Origin of the sequence: Oenococcus oeni (assembly GCF_020510245.1) — a bacterium.
GTDB lineage: Bacteria > Bacillota > Bacilli > Lactobacillales > Lactobacillaceae > Oenococcus > Oenococcus oeni.
The window spans coordinates 37,240-54,276 of record NZ_CP084701.1 but is presented as its reverse complement, the minus strand read 5'-3'; the positions used below and the strand labels follow the sequence as shown (position 1 = coordinate 54,276).

The following is a 17,037-nucleotide window of genomic DNA, read 5'->3' as shown; positions in this document are numbered from 1 at the left end:
CGGCTAGTACTAATGACCAAACTGTATTAAACACTGATAGTTTTTCATTCTTAACCGATAACAAACATAACTCCTTGGCTTTATCTAATCTATTCTCCTTCCAAAGGAAAATTTAGATAATTATAAGTCTATTGTTAAAGGTTTGTAAAGAATGTTTATAGCTCTGCCAGATAAGTCTGATAGATATACCTTAACGATCTTATAATTTATTACTTTCGTGACAAATCCTTAGCCTTCATTTTTTTCAAGGTCTTTATGGATTTTTTTATCTGTCATTACCTCTAACCAGATACCGTTTAAAATCGCTTCTCCTACAACTTAGCTAATTAATCCGTATTGAAGAAACAGGATTATTGAAATTTCCGAAGAACAATGTTTTAATAATTAAATAGTAATAATTACTTTTAAAGTAATAAAGGAGATGGAAATGGAAAAAAATGATCTATCAAGTGCCTACAGAAGACTTAAAAGTCCAAGCATAAAAACAAGAAACAGGGCTAAAAAAATAATTCAAGAATACAAAAAAATCTGCAGAATAAGGTTTTGGAATAGAAGAGAAAGCGAAAACCAATGATATATCCATCTTTAACAAATTTACGTATCATAAATGTAAAGAAGTAAAGACCTATCATAGAACTTTTTATTTTCTGATTAGGAGACTTTTAAATATGGTTTCATCTTTTTTACAGACTTTTGATCATTCTCAAGATGTATTTATATTTAGGGGTACTTTTTTAGTAAGGAAATTGTATATGTTTTATTTTGGTAGTGGAAGTAGCGGAGAGTTTTTTGATCAAATATCTGTCTAATAGCATTTTCTATTGTTCAAGTTTTGTGGGATAAAATAATATTTCTTAATAGTTCAGGTTTGAAGTAGTAACTTATAAAAAACCTGCTGCTTTCAGATAGGCCTTGGATCTCGCTATAAATCTTATTTAATGAAATATAAAATATTGTTGAAAGGGAAACAATATTTTGCTACGATTAATCTATTTGATGGGAGAATCGCAATGGACGTCCAAGTTCAATTTATGGCTGAGCTCAGTCAATTAATAGATAAATTATCTTTTTTAAGCCGTGATCAGTTAAAGATTGCATTGAAAGGTTACAAGCCCGCCGAAGTCCATACTATCGAATTTATCGGTGAACACTCAGAAACAAATGTGACTGCAATTGCCAGTGCACTCTACGTTACGCGAGGGGCTGTCAGTAAAATTACTAAACGATTGATCAGTCGAGGCTTGATTGTTCGTTATCAAAAACCCGATAATCAAAAAGAAGTTTATTTCAAGTTAACCGCTCAGGGTCAAGAGGTTTTTGAGATACACAAAAAGTTTACTAACTATTTTATGCAACGCGATGAACCCATTTTTAGAGACAGCCCAGACGCAGTAGCTACTACCCTAGCATTCTTACACCAGTACAATGCATTTTTAGATCAAAAAATAACCATAAAAAAATAACTGTCATTTAGTTGATGGTTATTTTATTACTGTTTTTGTTGACAAAGAAACAATATATGCTATGATTGTTTCCATTACAACATTATTTAAAGGAAATACATATGCAATCGATTGTTCAAACTAATTTCACAGGCATTGACGGCTTAATTATCCGCAACGAACCACGACCGGCATTAACTGACAATGGTGTTTTAATTGCCATGGAAACTTTGCCCGTAGTTCCTAGTGATTGGCACAAAGAAACTGATCCGAACGCTACTGCAGAACAAGCCCTTCAATTGCCACGCGTTATTGGCATTGGTGGTGTTGGAACTGTGATAGAAGTTGGTCATAATCGGGATCAAAAACTACTTCACCAACGGGTGCTAGTCATGCACCCAAAAGGGTCTTACCAAGAATTTATTCTCAATACGAATTCGGACTGGCTATTCCCCTTGCCCATAAATGTTAGCAATGCAGAAGCCGCCACATTGACAGCCGGACCCGGTGTAGCCTTGGCATTAACTGAATTTATTAAACAAAACCCTAGCGATCATCTGGTCATTACAGGCGCAAATTCAGTCATTGGTCTTATCCTTTGTCAATTACTAGGCTCGACATATCCTGGGTTAACACCAATAGTCAGCCCTGATAGTCAAGCGTACTTTAACCAATCACTACCAGGTTATCCTGTTTACTCAATAGAGCACCTTCAATTATTCCATGGGCGTACACTAATTATTGATATTGCAGGGTCCGAACCACTATTACAACAACTAATAGCTGCAGTACCAAGGGCCAGCATTGCATCAATTGCTCTACAAACCAGCAATTTGAACGTTCCGTTCACCTTTGTTCATGAGGACTTTAACCATCAGATTTATTGCCATTTAATAAAAACTGTCGCCAGCCACAAGCTTTGGTTACCTATTGGCCGAATATTTTCCTTTGCTGAAACTAAAAAAGCTCAGCATTATGCCAAGGATCATCACAGCCGTGGTCGTGTCCTGGTGAACTTAAATTAATTATCGAAAGGATTTAATCATATGACAACATTTAATGAACTAATACAACAAAATTGCTTTTCCACTGACCAAGAAGCCAAAGACCGTGCTGCAATTGAACTAGAACATCAATACAGCTGCGAAGTTAATTGTATTGAAATTGACCCAAGTGTTCAATTCGCCCATCATGGACGCGGCAGTATCATTATTGCCGCAAAAATCTGCAGCGGAGTGGTTATTTCCCAAAACGTGACAATTGGTTCTAATCAAAAATTTAACCGGCTAACCAATCAGTGGGAAAATTTAGGGAGCCCAGTCTTAGGGCCAAATGTAATCGTTGCAGATGGGGCCAAAATTCTTGGACCAATCATTATTGGTGCTAATAGTGTCATTGGTGCTGGTGCGATTATTACTAAGGACGTGCCATCCGATAGTATAGCGTATGGCGTTAATAAAATTAAGGCTCGAGATCCTCATTTTGATTTGGTTTTTCACAATCCAATGCCTCAACGTGATCAACTTATCCAGGCCTCACAAGAGGTTATTGAGCGTTACAACCATCACCTAGACAATTAACGAGCATAAGAAAATCGTTAATTCATAAATAAAGTGTTTCTGGCATTGGTTCAACTCATACTCAATGCGGATAATTATGCTAATTACAAGTAAAAAATCTTTTCAGATTTATTGAGAAGATTTTTTTGAGTTCAAAATAATACGCTACTATAATAAAATACCAACACAAATCATCTATATAAAAGGAGAGATTCAAACATCCAGCCTATGAGATTGGATGCTTTGGACAAATTTGAAGGTTTCAGGTTTTTCACGAATTGGTTGGATTCTAATTTTTTAGGGTCTTGATTTTTTGATTAATTTTATTGAGATAGGTTTGCTGTTCTTCAATATTGTCTTTGATTTTTTTGGCTTGTGTATTTAATAGTAGAATTCTCGCCTGCAAGGTTCTTGATCCCTGATAGGTATCATCAACAAATGTTTTAATTTTTTCTAAAGACATGCCTGTATTTTTTAAACATTTAATCATGTCTAGCCACTTTAGTTCTTCATTAGTAAATATACGATTACCGTTTTTATCACGAAAAACTTTGGGTAAAAGTCCCTGGTCATCATAGTATCTTAATGTATAGGTACTAATAGTTTTTATTTGTGCTACTTGGCCAATAGTAAAGTTTGTAGGGGTTTGCATTGTTTTCATCTCTTTAGCCTACTTTCTAATGGTTAAATGATCATTATTGTCTGAATATACGAACTTGTCTTATTTAAGTTATACGATGATTACTTTTTTATAAGTAGTGTGATGCCCTTAAAGATAACATAGTCCCTTGAATGTTGAGACGTTATAAACTATTTTCTTTCAGGATTACTTTAGCATATAGCTTACAGTTAACTCGAAGTCAAATAAAAAGGAAACAATTTACGCTTGCATTACAGTCAGCTCGAAGGTATAGGCTATATTCATCTTTTGAAAGGAGACAAAAGCAAATGACTAAATACCATGATTTAAAAAATAAAGTGATTGTTATTGCTGGAGGCATTAAAAATCTTGGTGCCTTAACAGCCAAAACATTTGCCCTAGAATCAGTGAACTTGGTATTGCACTATCATCAAGCAAAGGATTCAGATACAGCCAATAAATTGAAGGATGAACTGGAAGATCAAGGTGCTAAAGTAGCTCTTTATCAAAGTGATTTATCTAATGAAGAAGAAGTTGCCAAACTTTTTGATTTTGCAGAAAAAGAATTTGGTAAAGTCGATATCGCCATTAATACGGTAGGAAAGGTCTTGAAGAAACCTATTGTCGAAACCAGTGAAGCAGAGTTTGATGCTATGGATACAATTAATAATAAAGTAGCTTATTTCTTTATCAAACAGGCCGCCAAGCATATGAATCCTAATGGACATATTATTACCATTGCTACGTCATTATTAGCTGCCTATACCGGCTTTTATTCAACTTATGCTGGTAACAAGGCTCCCGTTGAGCATTACACCAGAGCAGCTTCTAAAGAATTAATGAAACAACAAATCTCCGTTAATGCAATTGCTCCAGGCCCAATGGATACTTCATTCTTCTATGGTCAGGAAACCAAAGAATCAACTGCCTTTCACAAGTCACAGGCTATGGGCAACCAATTGACGAAGATTGAAGACATTGCTCCAATCATTAAGTTTTTGACGACTGATGGTTGGTGGATTAATGGTCAAACCATTTTTGCTAATGGTGGCTACACAACTCGTTAACTACCTGAGTTTTAATTGTTAATCAGTTTTGATAAAACTTGCTTAAAGTGAGATAAAAAAAATCCTGTGCTAACAGAACTGCCCAAGCAGAAACATTTAAAAAGTAAAAACCATCTAAATTAAGAGATGGTTTTTAATTTGGAGAGAAGTTCACTCACAATATTTCAATTATTATATATAGGCAAACTATAAAAATGAATACATAAAATATATAATTTAAATTTATCAATTAACGATAAACGAGTCCACCATCGACTAGGATTGCTTGACCGGTAATATAATCAGATTTGCTTGATGCCAAAAAGTCAACCAAATTGGCAACATCATCTGGCTTTTCATAACGTCCCAGAGCAATTTCTGAACTGTATTTTTTAAAGGCATCACCCGGTTTTAATGAAGGATCCGACTTAACCATTTCTTCATCAATTCGATCCCACATTTTTGTTTTGGCAACACCAGGACAATAAGCATTGACAGTTATTTGATGCTTAGCCAGTTCTTTAGCCGCCACTTGCGTGAAGGCGCGTACAGCATGTTTGGTCGCTGAATATGTTCCAAGCATTGTATAAGATTCCTGGCCAGCAATACTACAAGCATTGATTATTTTTCCTTTGCTATGTTGTTTAATGAATTGCTTTGCGGCTGCTTGAGTTCCAAAGACAGTTCCAAAAACATTAATATCAAAGCATTTTTTTAGTTCGTCTTCCTCTATGTCAATGAATGGAGTAACTGCCTCAATTCCTGCATTATTAACAAAAACATCCAGCCTTCCAAACTTTTCAACAGTTGTTTGAACTAGTTTTTCTTGATCTGATTTCTTTGAAACATCGCCAACAAAAGCGTCACTATCATATCCTTTATCCTTGAATTCTTGGAGAGTTTTTGTCAAAGCGTCTTTATTAATATCATGGATCATTACGCTAAAACCATTGTGAGCCAAACGTAAGGCAATCGCTTTCCCTAATCCACCGGCTGAGCCGGTAACTATTGCTACTTTGTTAATAGTACTCATATCTTTGTCCTCCTTCGATTATAATAGCGCTTGCAATCTAGAACCACACTTAAATTATAAATTACTTATGAGGAGCTTCAAAATTCTGTATCATTATTAGAAACTACAGATAAATCATTGAAAATAAACCTTATTTAGAATTAGAAGAACGCTGATAGCCAAAACACTAAAAATTCCGCCTATTAGACCAAGATATCCCAAGCCAAGAGTATTAACTGTGTATCCACCAGCTGCAGAACCGATAGCCACACCAACATTAGAAAAAATAGAATCAAAAGATGAAGCTAAAACAAGTGATTGTGGATATTTTTGTTCTGCAATTTCCATGTAATACAATTCAACGGGAGAATTTTGCACTGACATAGTAAGAGCCATAAATAATATTGCAATCAGAGAAAGCCATTTAAAATTACTAGTTAGGAATAGTATAAATAGGCTACCTGCTTGGACAGATAAAAAACTAACTAACGTTTTTGTCCATTTTCTATTGTTTATGTGACCGCTAATCTGATTACTAATTAATCCGCATAAACCATAAAGAAATAAAATAGTAATTACGTTATTTGTCGAAAAACCTAATTTATTAATGAGTAAGGGTTTTAAATATGTATATACAATATAAACAGCCGAAAAATTAAAAATAGGAATTAAAATTCCTAAAATAATGTGCGTATTTTTAAAGATTGCTAACTGCCTGAGAAAACCATGTCCTTTTTTTTGCCTTAAATTATGTGGTAATAAACGATATAGTATTGCTATCAAAATGATTGATAAAATAAATATAATCCAAAATAAGAAACGCCAATTCAAATTATCGCTAATCCAAGTTCCAATCGGAACACCAAAAACTGAAGCGATACTAAAACCGGAAAAGACCCACGAGACTATCCAAGATCTTTTTTGAGGCGGTGTAATAGCGGCGGCTAGGGTAATCGCTATAGACATCGAAGGCCCAGAAGCTAGAGCAGTGAGTAACCTACTTAGCAACAAGATATTAAAATTATTGGCCACGGCTGTTAACATATTTCCAATGGCAAAAATTGAAAAGAGAATAATTAGAACCTTATATAAAGGAGCATGACCAACAGATAAATTAATTATTGGTGTCATAATAGCATATACAATAGCAAATAAAGTAACTAAAACACCAACGTGATCGATTGATGTATGGAAACTGTTAGATAAGTTATTTAGAATTCCTACTATGATAAATTGGCTTAATCCCATCAGAAAAGAAAGAGCTGTTAATAATGCACATTGAATTCTAATTTTTTTCATAAATTTTGAATATTCTCCTCTATTCGATATTTCGAAATTAATTTATTTAATAGTTTTAACAAGTTAATTTTGCTTTTGATTTTTATCATTATAGAATTGCGACTGAAGCCTTTGGCATTCCTCGATATAGAATAATTATCAAACTTCTATCGTTAATTTCAAATCATTGTCTATAGGATTAAAATATCCCCTTTTCTGTTTTACGTTACTTCTAAAGTAACCTAAAACATATTTTAAGTATTTTTTGAGAGTGCCATGATAAAGCTGCGTTAAGATAAGAGCGGGATGAGACTTTTTAAATTGCAAAGTATGGTTTTAATTGCCATTGCTTTTGTTCTTGGCTGCAGCGAATACATTATTGTCGGTATTCTGGACAATTTGGCCAAGCAATTTCAAATTGGAATTAGTCAGGTGGGTTATCTAGTCACAGGCTTCGCTTTAGTCTACGCCATTAGCACGCCTTTAATCACACTGGCAATTGGTAAAAAAAGTCTTTATAAGGCTCTTTTGATTTTGTTATCGATTTTTATCGTCGGAAACTTGCTGACAGCCGTTGCCAATAGCTACATAATTCTGGCCGTCTCTCGACTTATAACGGCAACCAGTTCCGGGGCCTGTATCGCTGTTGCTTTGGCTTTTGCCAACTTTATTGCACCAATTAAAAAGAGAGGTTGGCTAGTTTCGTGGGTCTTTTCCGGTTTTAGCATCGCTTCGGTTTTCGGAGTCCCTTTTGGAACCTGGATCAGTAAAAATTATGGTTGGCGATATTCTTTTTATGCAATTATCTTAGTCAGCATTATTATTCTATTCTTTTCGATTCTGCTTCTTCCTAAAAATATTCATCAACAGGCCAGCAAAAACTTCAAAGAACAACTACGAATTTTTGGTGACAGGAGAATTCAGATTGGCATGTTTTTACCAATGTTCAATTTAGCGGGAATTTATGTTTTCTATACTTACCTGCAACCGATTCTTTCTCATATCTTACTTGTTAAAGAAAATTTTTTAACATTAACATTATTTTTGTATGGCCTCATGGCATTAATTAGTAATCAACTAAGCGGAAAAATTTCAAGTAGTTCCGGTCTGAAAAAAATGCCGGAAATATACATAGGTCAATTCCTGTTACTAGTACTGTTTCCTTTTCTAGCAGTCGTTCCCTTTATTGGAATGATTGTTGTTATGCTTTTAGGAGTTAGTATGTATCTGCTAAATTCACCAATCCAAATCTTTTTTCTAACGGTTGCTGAAGCCGATTACCCGCAATCTTTGATATTAGCCTCATCGCTTAATTCCATTTTTGCTAATTTCGGGATTGCTTTAGGATCGGCTACCGGTGGAATTGTAACTGAATACTTCAGTTTAAATAAAATCGCACCTATTGGGTCGCTTTACGTTCTAATTGCTCTGGTTTTGACACTAATTCTCGAACGAATCGGAAAACTGTCAACCCATAAATTTAATATGATATAAAATTTCATAAATAATTCCTAGTTTTCATTCAATGATATATTTTCTTAGTTTTTCCTCAATTCAAATATTCAAAAAGCAACTTTACGATAATCGTTCTTTATATATTTCGACATTCTATGCTGCACTATCGATAATGGATTAGAAATATAATTAGAGGCAGGTAGGTCACTATAAGAACTCGATCCATTCTGAGCAAAAAGAGCCATCTCGGAAGGAGATCAATTGTCAAAAAATAAAAGCGACCAAAGAGGCAATTTATGATAAATTTCGGAATTATCGGCGCTGGCAATATTGCCAACCGCTTCGCAGACAGTTTGAGCCATTTTAAGGATGCTAATTTATATGCCGTTGCTTGTCGTGGAATTGAAAAAGCAGCTGCCTTCCAAAGAAAGCATCCCTGCCAATTAATCTACGATGATTATGATGAGCTCTTGTCCAATAAAGATATCGATATTGTTTATATCGCTGTACCTCATGGTTTTCACTATTTATGGATATCGAAGGCCCTTAAAAAAGGAAAAGCTGTGCTCTGCGAAAAACCTGCCACGCTCAACGCCGAGCAGATGAAATCGGCAAAATAATCAGTATCGACAGCTCCTTTTGTCGGGAAATATCTAAAAAAACAGCAACTTATCATTTCCAGCCAATTCAAGGCGGCTGTTTGTTAGATATTGGAATTTATAATGTTGCCCTGACCGAAGACTTTGCCAAAACGCTGCCTAAGGTCGAAGTGCTGGAGAACAAAATGGATATCAGCGGTGTTGAATCATATACCAAGGCAAAGCTTCTGTTCCCAAACCTTTCGGCGACCATTGAGTGTGCCTTTGACCGGAACAAACAAACCGAAGCTACGATCAAAGGAGAAAAAGGTCAAATAGAAATCAAAAATTTTCATCGAGCCGAATCCTTTATCGTAAAGACATCCAGTGGGACAAAAAATTATCATATAGCTTATGAACAAGATGATTTTCATGGCGAAATCGCTCATGTGATTCAGTGTTATGGCAAAAATAAGACCGAAAGCAATAATATGCCAATCAGCGATTCGGTCAACTGTGCGCTAATCATTGAGAAAATCAAAAATCAAATCCCAGAATTAGCTGTTTGATAGTGGTTGTGTGATATTCCAACTTGGGGACGCTTTAATTAAAATGGATCAAAAGAATAAACTGGATTTTTGCGCATTTTTTTGTAATTAATTGAATCGAATATACAAAAAAGGAGTATCTAGTTGGATGTTTTTTAACGCAATAAATCCTTGCTGGCAATCATCTGTTTGACTGGATAGAATGATGCTGAAAGAAGGGTTTATGGTATTCAGTGAAATTATCTCCAGTAAAAGAAGAGAATTGGGCATGACTCAAGATCAAGTAGCCGAACTTTTGTATGTCAGCCGCCAAGCCTTATCGAACTGGGAAAAAGGTAAAAATTATCCGGATCTGGATACCTTGGTTGAACTAAGCAAAATATACGACCTGTCTTTAGATGTATTGATTAAAGGAGACAAAAAGGTTATGAAAAAAGTTCAGGAAGATTCGCAGGATCTTAGAAAACAAAAGAAATTAAGAGTGCTCGATATCTCTTTGGCCGCTGTAATCGTAATCTTAATCCTGGTTCCGGTCTTATTGAACTTTTTTGGTGATAGAAACATTTTGAATGGTCATCTTATGAGCGGCCTGATGTCTATCCTGATTATGTATATTATGATTGCTTCTTTGTGGCATTATCATCTGGCCTATCCAGGGCCAATTAGTAAACAAGCACCGATTCTGATTCCTAAAAGTTTTGGGATTGGCTTGACGATAAATCCGCAAAGTCCGATCGGATTGGCAATCTGGATTATTTTATTAGTTATTATCGTAATAGCGTTCATGCCAATGATTTTTTGATAATGGAACCGAAATAAAATGACTTTGTTTAATAGTAAAGTAAATAGCTATTTTGGAAAACTGAGGCATATGCCTAATCAAACTCGTGCTTTGAAACAAATTAATTCTATAAAGGTTCAAGATATTATCGATAAGGTCTTAATCATTTAAACTTTCAGCAACTAATGCCCATATATTTTCAAACTGTTGTTCGGATTGCTCGTTCCATAAGAAAGCCAGTTTAGGAGCTGAAAAGAGAATAAAGGCTTCAATAACGGCAAGAGCTTTATCTCTATTTTCCCATCCTGTTGCTGCCAATAAACTATTTATTAATGCATTCATATGTTCTTGTAATAATTTAGGATTGGAATCAATGTACTCCGTATATAGCTTAAACATTTCTGGATCCTTCTGATAGGCCAATATTTTTTGAGTAAACAGAGTCCACAACCAATCATGAACAATGTCTGCTTTAGTGTTATAAGGGCTTTTGTTGAAAGGAAATAATTTGATTAACAACGCATCAAGCCATTCCTGAGCTAATGCACTTAAAAGAGCATTTTTGTTTGGAAAATATTTGTATAAAGCTGCATGGCTTGTACCAAGTACTCTGGCAATATCGGTCAAAGAAACCGAATCGATGCCCTTTTGCTTTATTAATTGTGTTGCTTCATCCAGGATGTTTTTTTTAGATAATTTATTCATTTTGTCTTTAAGTTACATAATTTGACTTTTGTAACCTACTTGTTTATACTCCTTTTTAGTTACATTTATTAGAAATTGTAACCTAATAAGGAGCACTTTACAATGGAATTAAAAAATAAAAAAATTGTTGTGACGGGCGGAACTTCGGGGATTGGATTAGCTTTTGCCAAGAAATTGGCGGCTATCGACAATCAGATAATTATTGGCAGTCGTTCAAAAGAAAAAATCACTGAAGTAGTTAAAGATAATAAGAATATCAGTGGTTACCAAGTAGATGTGAGCGACCAGGAGAGCGTAGAGCGATTTTACAAGCAGACAATTTCAGAATTTAAAAACATCGATATTGTTATTAATTCAGCTGGTATTATGAGACATTATAATTTGCTTGATGAAAAAACAACTTCTCAAAAACTTCAAGCTGAGATCCAAACAAACTTGATTGGAACAATAAATATTGACAAAATATTTCTGCCGATTTTACGTAAACAAGCAGAATCGATGATCGTTAATATAAGTTCCGGATTAGCCAATCTTAGTTCGGCAGCACATCCAATATATTCAGCTACTAAAGCAGGCGTACATATGTTTACTGACGCTTTGAGGGAACAATTACACTTTGCCGGCGAAGACCATATTCATATAGTGGAATTAGTACCTCCGCTGGTAGCTGAAACAAATCTCGAAAAAGATGTTAATTCACAAAATACACCACTTAATATAAAACTATCTGACTTAATAAATGAAGCCATTCAAGGAATTGAAGAAAATTCAATCCGCATTAATGCAGGTATGGCAAAAGAGATGAGAAAGATGGGCCAAACCGATCCTGATAAAAACGAAAGAGAAATGGCAACTATGATGATTCCAATGTATTTTCCTGATGGATTAAAGTGAGGTTTTATAATGAATAATACTGATTTGCCACAAGTAATTAATCAATTTGTTGAATATACTAATTCCGAAAACTCAAAAGATTTTATCAATTTGTTCGCCGAAGAAGCGATTTTAAATGATTGGGGACGTATTTTTAAAGGTCGTGATTCAATTTCAGAATGGAACAAAAATGAAAATATTGGTAAAAAATCCCGCTTCCAGATATTAGATAGTCATGAAACAGCTGTTAATAATTGGATGGTTCAAATAAAGGTAAACGGAAACGGTTTTAATGGCACCGGACCAATGGAATTTAAAATTAGCGATAACCATATTTTATCGATTAGAATATTACCCAACTAATCCATTTTTAAACGATTTTTCTAACATGCGTTTTTCCGGGAACGTCCAGAGAGTCACTGCTAACCGCAGACCGCCCACTTGTTTATTGACGAAAGCGAAGAAACAAATCAGGATAGGAATACGGCAAGTCGCTTCTGTATTAATTTACAGGAGCGATTTTTAGAGTCTCAACTTTCGTCACCAGTTTTTGCCTTAAACACTTCTTAGGACTGAAAAAGATAAATAAATAATAGCTTTCTTAAAGATCAAATATTCCCTGTACTTTGACGTTCTTCAATTTTTGTTTCTGTATATTTGGATTTTAATTCGGGGTTCAACAACATCTTCATGCTCTCAACTCCCATTGTATAAAAAGACTGAGTAACACTCGTTAAATTGGGGTCAACAATATTCACAGCATCGGTCCCATCAATGCTCATGACAGAAAGCTGCTGCGGTACCTTGAAACCGATCTTTTTCGCTTGATTAATAATCCCGATTGCAACTAAATCGCTTGCTCCGATAATTGCTGTTAATTCAGTATCGGAACCATAATATTTCATTGCCTGAACACCATCGTCATATGAATAATTACCGGAAAATATCCAATTTTCATTAGAAGGAAGAGAATGTTCATTTAAAGCCCGAAGATAGCCGTTTATTCGCTGGCGGCCAATAAACGTATTTGGTTCCAAAGCCGCCAAACCAATTTTTTTGTGCCCTTTATTAATCAAAAAATTGGCCGCTTGATAGCCGATTTGAAAATCGTCAGAAGCAATAAATCTAATATTCTCGCTTTGAACTGCTATTGAAACATATACATACGGAATATTAGAACTGTTTAATAATTCTTGATTTTCCTTTTCCAATTGAGAAGATAACAACAAGATACCATTCACTGATCTCTCAATCACCGTTGTTAGGGCTCTTTTTTGTTTCTCCCGATCATTATTTCCGATATATAAAATAATTACGCTTAAATCAATTTTAAAGGCTTCATTTTGAATTCCTTCAATAATACTATTTGAAAAAGTTGTTTTTGTGTCTGGAAGGATAACGGCAATTACTTTACTTTTCATCGTAACTAACTCAACAGCAGCCGTATTTTTTCTATACCCTAAATCTCTAATAGCTTTTTTAACTTTTTTTTCGGTTTTTTCAGAATAAAAAAAATCTTTTCCAGAAAGTACTCGTGAAACCGTTGCAGTTGAGACCCCGGCAGCTTTGGCGACATCTTTAATTGTCACAGACATTAAGCTCTCCCATTTGAATATCTTTATAAATAAAGTCTAACATTATGAGTATTTTTTATTTTTACAGTAAACGTTTACTATCTTGTTAAAAAGCCATTGTAAACGTTTACTGTATGTGCTAATATTCTTTTTTGTAAACGTTTACTTAAAAACTTAAAGAAATTATTTTAGTTTAAGGAGAATAATTTATGAATTTGAGCCATGCTTCTGATTCAAAAATTTCTGCGGACATCCCTTTAGTAAATAAAAAAGAGAAACCGTTAATAAAAAATACAGACAAAGAAGAGAAACACCATCTTCCAAAACTTCGATTATCAACAATTTTTGCCATGACCTTTGGTTTCTTCGGTATTAACATGGCGTTTTCTCTGCAATCTTCCCAATTAGGAAGAATATTTCAAACAATTGGCGCCAATCCGAATAATTTAGGCTTTTTCTTTATTCTGCCGCCCCTTGCAGGCATGGTGATTCAACCTCTAATTGGAAAATATTCTGATAGAACCTGGAACCGATTTGGCCGAAGAATGCCTTATCTATTAATTGGTGCTCCGGCCGCAGCAATTGTTCTAATTTTGTTGCCCAACGCTGGATCATTTGGATTTGGATATGCATCCGTAGCTGCACTATGTTTTGGTGCTGTAGCAACATTATTTATGGATTTAACTTCCAATATTTGTATGCAGCCATTCAAAATGATTATTGGCGATATGGTGAATGAAGATCAAAAAGATCTGGCCTGGTCTTGGCAACAATCATTTTCAAATTTAGGTGGCGTTTTGGCTGCTGTAATTCCTTTTGTTTTAACGTTGGTTGGAATTTCCAATACTGCGCCTAAGGGTGAAGTTCCCTTAACAGTCAAAATTGCTTTTTATTCCGCTGCCATAATTTTACTGGTCACATCTTTACTCACAATTATAAAAGTTCACGAATATGATCCAAAAACATATGCCCAGTATCATGAAATCGACTTACAAGCTCAAAAGAAATCTCCAAGTCTTGTTAAATTATTAAAAGATGCTCCGAGAGCTTTTTGGGAAACCTCGGTTGTCGAGTTTTTTTCCTGGTTTGCGATCCTGTATCTCTGGACATATGCGACTGGTGCTATTTCGCTTAATGTTTGGCACACCAGTAATGCTTCTTCTGCCGGGTATCAAGCAGCCGGAAACTGGTACGGAGTTTTGACTTGTATAATGTCTATCGCTGCCGTGATTTGGGGAATTGTAGTCCAAGCCAGAACCAAACCAACATCTCGAAAATTCTGGTATTCATTTGGGCTCTTAGCCGGCGCCGTCGGATACTTTATGATTTATTTTATTCACAATAAGTGGTTAATGATTATTCCTTTTTGCTTAATTGGAATTTCTTACCTTGTTATCAATACCCAACCCTTCTCTTTATTGACTGAAGTACTGAACGGTCAACATGAAGGTTCATATTTAGGCCTGTTTAATTGTAGTATCTGTTTGCCTCAAATTTGTGCTTCAGTTGCCAGCTTCTGGCTTTTTCCGTTAATGGGTCAATCAATGCCGGCAATGTTCCTAGTAGGTGGGACTTCTCTCGTCTTAGGCGCTATCAGCGTAAGATTTGTTCATTCAAGATTTTAAAATAAGTAATATTAATTTCTAGAAAGGTATTTAAAATGTCAAAAAAACAATGGTTTAAAGATACAGTAGTTTATCAAGTATACCCAATGAGTTTCCAGGATAGCGATAACGATGGAATTGGCGACCTGCCGGGGATTACAAAACGACTTGACTATATCAAAAAACTAGGTGCCGATGTCATTTGGTTAAACCCGATTTATGAGTCACCCAACAAAGACAACGGATATGATATTGCCAATTATCGAGCTATCAACCCGGAGTACGGATCGATGAATGATTTTGATGATTTACTTAACAAAGCTCACCAATTAAACCTTAAAATTATGATGGATCTAGTCGTTAACCATACTTCCGATCAACATCATTGGTTCCAGGAAAGTAAAAAAACCAAAGACAATCCGTTTTCCGATTTTTATATTTGGAGAGATCCGGTAGATGGTCACGAACCTAATAATTGGTTGGCCGCATTTGGTGGTTCAGCATGGACTTATGTTCCGGAACGCAAACAATATTATTTGCATTTGTTTGCAACCGGTCAACCGGATCTCAATTGGGAGAATCCGGATGTTCGCCAAGCAGTCTTTGATATAGAACGTTTTTGGCTCGATAAAGGGGTTGATGGTTTTAGAATGGACGTTATTAATCTTATTTCAAAACCAAAGGGTCTGCCTGATGTTCCGGAACCTGCCACCGCAGGAAAGACGATGGATTTCGTAGCGGATGGGCATCGCCTAAATGAGTTTTTGAGTCAAATGAACAGCGAAGTATTGTCCAAATATGACACTATAACGGTTGGTGAAATGCCTGGATCAACTACTGAAGACGCTATTAAATACACGGGCCTTAACAGCCATGAACTGAATATGGTATTTCAGTTTGAGCATGTCGGTTTAAGTCCCAATCCGGATGTTAGATTGGGAAAGTGGAATGACCAGCCTGTTAAACTGACTGAATTAAAAGCCTCGTTGAACAGATGGCAAACTGGTCTTGACGGCAAAGGATGGAACAGCCTTTACTGGAACAATCACGATCAACCTCGGGCAGTATCCCGTTTTGGAAATGACGATCCTAAGTATCGTGTTCTATCGGCCAAAATGCTGGCTACAACTCTTCACTTGATGCAGGGCACTCCTTATGTATATCAGGGTGAGGAGCTTGGAATGACAAATGCTCACTTCACAAAATTAAATCAATACGAGGATATCGAATCTATTAATTTTTATCATGAGTTGGTCGAACAAGAAAAAATTGTCGATGGGCCAACAATGCTAAAATATCTGGCAAATATTTCACGTGATAATGCCCGTACGCCAATGCAATGGAACGATAAAAACAATGCCGGATTCTCAAGTGCAAAACCATGGTTTGCCCTTAACCCTAATTACAAATCAATTAACGTTGAGGATTCATTGGCTGACAAAAATTCCGTATTCTATTATTATCAAAAATTAATTAAGCTTCGTCACAATAATGAAATAATCAAATATGGAAGCTTCGAGGAAATAGACCCCGATGACGATCAAGTATACGCATATCGTCGTCATTACGAAGGAAAAACTTTGTTACTTATAAGCAATTTTACCGATAAAATCGTAAGTCGCGATTACGGTCAATCGAACGCTTCAAGTTTGCTTATAGATAATTATGAAGATGATAAAGTAAACGAGTTAAGACCGTATGAGGCGAAAGCTTATCTATTTAAATGAAGCAGATACAGAATATAAACAAAATTTACTGATCTTGAATTTGCTATAAATTCTGGTCATGTAATTTTTGTTTGATGATTAATGAGTTCCGCTACTAAAAAAACAGTCCGAGCTCATTTTTTATTCGGCTGCTTTATTGTTCGGATAATATCAAAATCATTCTTGCCAAACTCCAATTCCAAACACTAACTTTATTGATCTATAATAAAATTAAC

The 17,037-nt window shown here is 35.3% G+C and carries 18 protein-coding genes; 13 read left to right on the top strand and 5 right to left on the bottom strand.

Features of this window, described 5'->3' with window-relative positions; translation table 11 throughout:
• Positions 1–427: 427 nt before the first annotated feature.
• From J3U91_RS00270 to J3U91_RS00255, 4 genes are all read left to right on the top strand, one after another.
• The gene (locus J3U91_RS00270; RefSeq protein ID WP_002817988.1) at positions 428–574 is read left to right on the top strand and encodes a putative metal homeostasis protein; all 147 of its coding nucleotides are present in this window, start codon (positions 428–430) and stop codon (positions 572–574) included.
• Positions 575–1,010: 436 nt separating this feature from the next.
• Positions 1,011–1,463 carry a MarR family transcriptional regulator gene (locus tag J3U91_RS00265; RefSeq protein WP_002817987.1) on the top strand — a complete coding sequence of 151 codons (453 nt, stop codon included), beginning with the start codon at positions 1,011–1,013 and terminating at the stop codon, positions 1,461–1,463.
• A gap of 101 nt (positions 1,464–1,564) precedes the next feature.
• Positions 1,565–2,467 carry a quinone oxidoreductase family protein gene (locus tag J3U91_RS00260; protein ID WP_002817986.1) on the top strand — a complete coding sequence of 301 codons (903 nt, stop codon included), beginning with the start codon at positions 1,565–1,567 and terminating at the stop codon, positions 2,465–2,467.
• A gap of 21 nt (positions 2,468–2,488) precedes the next feature.
• The gene (locus J3U91_RS00255; RefSeq protein ID WP_002817985.1) at positions 2,489–3,022 is read left to right on the top strand and encodes an LbetaH domain-containing protein; all 534 of its coding nucleotides are present in this window, start codon (positions 2,489–2,491) and stop codon (positions 3,020–3,022) included.
• 268 nt (positions 3,023–3,290) lie between these two features.
• Here the strand turns inward: J3U91_RS00255 and J3U91_RS00250 are convergent, their stop codons facing one another.
• Positions 3,291–3,662 (bottom strand): MerR family transcriptional regulator, encoded by a 372-nt coding sequence (locus J3U91_RS00250; RefSeq protein WP_002817984.1) that lies wholly within the window; start codon positions 3,660–3,662, stop codon positions 3,291–3,293.
• A 287-nt stretch (positions 3,663–3,949) separates the two neighbouring features.
• On the opposite strand from J3U91_RS00250, the gene J3U91_RS00245 reads away from it, so the two are divergent.
• Complete coding sequence (locus J3U91_RS00245; protein ID WP_002817983.1) at positions 3,950–4,708, top strand: SDR family oxidoreductase; 759 nt, start codon at positions 3,950–3,952, stop codon at positions 4,706–4,708.
• 229 nt (positions 4,709–4,937) lie between these two features.
• Here J3U91_RS00245 and J3U91_RS00240 read toward each other — a convergent pair whose 3' ends face one another.
• Complete coding sequence (locus J3U91_RS00240; protein WP_002817982.1) at positions 4,938–5,720, bottom strand: acetoin reductase; 783 nt, start codon at positions 5,718–5,720, stop codon at positions 4,938–4,940.
• Positions 5,721–5,834: 114 nt separating this feature from the next.
• Positions 5,835–6,998 (bottom strand): MFS transporter, encoded by a 1,164-nt coding sequence (locus tag J3U91_RS00235; protein WP_002817981.1) that lies wholly within the window; start codon positions 6,996–6,998, stop codon positions 5,835–5,837.
• Between the two features lie 285 nt (positions 6,999–7,283).
• Here J3U91_RS00235 and J3U91_RS00230 point away from each other — a divergent pair, with 285 nt between their 5' ends.
• From J3U91_RS00230 to J3U91_RS00215, 4 genes are all read left to right on the top strand, one after another.
• Positions 7,284–8,471 carry an MFS transporter gene (locus tag J3U91_RS00230; protein ID WP_002821025.1) on the top strand — a complete coding sequence of 396 codons (1,188 nt, stop codon included), beginning with the start codon at positions 7,284–7,286 and terminating at the stop codon, positions 8,469–8,471.
• Positions 8,472–8,728: 257 nt separating this feature from the next.
• Positions 8,729–9,052 carry a Gfo/Idh/MocA family protein gene (locus J3U91_RS00225; protein ID WP_002817979.1) on the top strand — a complete coding sequence of 108 codons (324 nt, stop codon included), beginning with the start codon at positions 8,729–8,731 and terminating at the stop codon, positions 9,050–9,052.
• On the top strand, positions 9,001–9,579 hold the full coding sequence (locus tag J3U91_RS00220; RefSeq protein WP_407719242.1) for a Gfo/Idh/MocA family protein: 579 nt from the start codon (positions 9,001–9,003) through the stop codon (positions 9,577–9,579). The genes J3U91_RS00225 and J3U91_RS00220 overlap by 52 nt, the downstream gene beginning before the upstream one ends.
• 184 nt (positions 9,580–9,763) lie before the next feature.
• On the top strand, positions 9,764–10,360 hold the full coding sequence (locus tag J3U91_RS00215; protein WP_002817977.1) for a helix-turn-helix domain-containing protein: 597 nt from the start codon (positions 9,764–9,766) through the stop codon (positions 10,358–10,360).
• 138 nt (positions 10,361–10,498) lie between these two features.
• Here the strand turns inward: J3U91_RS00215 and J3U91_RS00210 are convergent, their stop codons facing one another.
• Positions 10,499–11,044: a TetR/AcrR family transcriptional regulator gene (locus J3U91_RS00210; protein WP_002817975.1), complete on the bottom strand. Its 546-nt coding sequence runs from the start codon at positions 11,042–11,044 to the stop codon at positions 10,499–10,501.
• A 102-nt stretch (positions 11,045–11,146) separates the two neighbouring features.
• Here J3U91_RS00210 and J3U91_RS00205 point away from each other — a divergent pair, with 102 nt between their 5' ends.
• Together J3U91_RS00205 and J3U91_RS00200 are read left to right on the top strand one after the other, a co-directional pair.
• Positions 11,147–11,938: an SDR family NAD(P)-dependent oxidoreductase gene (locus tag J3U91_RS00205; protein WP_002817974.1), complete on the top strand. Its 792-nt coding sequence runs from the start codon at positions 11,147–11,149 to the stop codon at positions 11,936–11,938.
• 9 nt (positions 11,939–11,947) lie between these two features.
• Positions 11,948–12,280: a hypothetical protein gene (locus J3U91_RS00200; RefSeq protein WP_002817972.1), complete on the top strand. Its 333-nt coding sequence runs from the start codon at positions 11,948–11,950 to the stop codon at positions 12,278–12,280.
• Positions 12,281–12,525: 245 nt separating this feature from the next.
• Here J3U91_RS00200 and J3U91_RS00195 read toward each other — a convergent pair whose 3' ends face one another.
• Positions 12,526–13,512 (bottom strand): LacI family DNA-binding transcriptional regulator, encoded by a 987-nt coding sequence (locus J3U91_RS00195; RefSeq protein WP_002817971.1) that lies wholly within the window; start codon positions 13,510–13,512, stop codon positions 12,526–12,528.
• A 188-nt stretch (positions 13,513–13,700) separates the two neighbouring features.
• Between J3U91_RS00195 and J3U91_RS00190 the strand changes: the two genes are divergently transcribed.
• Together J3U91_RS00190 and J3U91_RS00185 are read left to right on the top strand one after the other, a co-directional pair.
• Positions 13,701–15,116: an SLC45 family MFS transporter gene (locus J3U91_RS00190; RefSeq protein ID WP_002817969.1), complete on the top strand. Its 1,416-nt coding sequence runs from the start codon at positions 13,701–13,703 to the stop codon at positions 15,114–15,116.
• A 35-nt stretch (positions 15,117–15,151) separates the two neighbouring features.
• Positions 15,152–16,822: a glycoside hydrolase family 13 protein gene (locus J3U91_RS00185; RefSeq protein WP_002817968.1), complete on the top strand. Its 1,671-nt coding sequence runs from the start codon at positions 15,152–15,154 to the stop codon at positions 16,820–16,822.
• Positions 16,823–17,037 lie beyond the last annotated feature (215 nt).

What these genes read in the sequence shown, in the direction of transcription:
- J3U91_RS00270 (WP_002817988.1), top strand. Translation starts at nt 428, where the DNA reads ATGGAAAAAAATGATCTATCAAGTGCCTACAGAAGACTTAAAAGTCCA.
- J3U91_RS00265 (WP_002817987.1), top strand. Translation starts at nt 1,011, where the DNA reads ATGGACGTCCAAGTTCAATTTATGGCTGAGCTCAGTCAATTAATAGAT.
- J3U91_RS00260 (WP_002817986.1), top strand. Translation starts at nt 1,565, where the DNA reads ATGCAATCGATTGTTCAAACTAATTTCACAGGCATTGACGGCTTAATT.
- J3U91_RS00255 (WP_002817985.1), top strand. Translation starts at nt 2,489, where the DNA reads ATGACAACATTTAATGAACTAATACAACAAAATTGCTTTTCCACTGAC.
- J3U91_RS00250 (WP_002817984.1), bottom strand. Translation starts at nt 3,662, where the DNA reads ATGAAAACAATGCAAACCCCTACAAACTTTACTATTGGCCAAGTAGCA.
- J3U91_RS00245 (WP_002817983.1), top strand. Translation starts at nt 3,950, where the DNA reads ATGACTAAATACCATGATTTAAAAAATAAAGTGATTGTTATTGCTGGA.
- J3U91_RS00240 (WP_002817982.1), bottom strand. Translation starts at nt 5,720, where the DNA reads ATGAGTACTATTAACAAAGTAGCAATAGTTACCGGCTCAGCCGGTGGA.
- J3U91_RS00235 (WP_002817981.1), bottom strand. Translation starts at nt 6,998, where the DNA reads ATGAAAAAAATTAGAATTCAATGTGCATTATTAACAGCTCTTTCTTTT.
- J3U91_RS00230 (WP_002821025.1), top strand. Translation starts at nt 7,284, where the DNA reads ATGAGACTTTTTAAATTGCAAAGTATGGTTTTAATTGCCATTGCTTTT.
- J3U91_RS00225 (WP_002817979.1), top strand. Translation starts at nt 8,729, where the DNA reads ATGATAAATTTCGGAATTATCGGCGCTGGCAATATTGCCAACCGCTTC.
- J3U91_RS00215 (WP_002817977.1), top strand. Translation starts at nt 9,764, where the DNA reads ATGCTGAAAGAAGGGTTTATGGTATTCAGTGAAATTATCTCCAGTAAA.
- J3U91_RS00210 (WP_002817975.1), bottom strand. Translation starts at nt 11,044, where the DNA reads ATGAATAAATTATCTAAAAAAAACATCCTGGATGAAGCAACACAATTA.
- J3U91_RS00205 (WP_002817974.1), top strand. Translation starts at nt 11,147, where the DNA reads ATGGAATTAAAAAATAAAAAAATTGTTGTGACGGGCGGAACTTCGGGG.
- J3U91_RS00200 (WP_002817972.1), top strand. Translation starts at nt 11,948, where the DNA reads ATGAATAATACTGATTTGCCACAAGTAATTAATCAATTTGTTGAATAT.
- J3U91_RS00195 (WP_002817971.1), bottom strand. Translation starts at nt 13,512, where the DNA reads ATGTCTGTGACAATTAAAGATGTCGCCAAAGCTGCCGGGGTCTCAACT.
- J3U91_RS00190 (WP_002817969.1), top strand. Translation starts at nt 13,701, where the DNA reads ATGAATTTGAGCCATGCTTCTGATTCAAAAATTTCTGCGGACATCCCT.
- J3U91_RS00185 (WP_002817968.1), top strand. Translation starts at nt 15,152, where the DNA reads ATGTCAAAAAAACAATGGTTTAAAGATACAGTAGTTTATCAAGTATAC.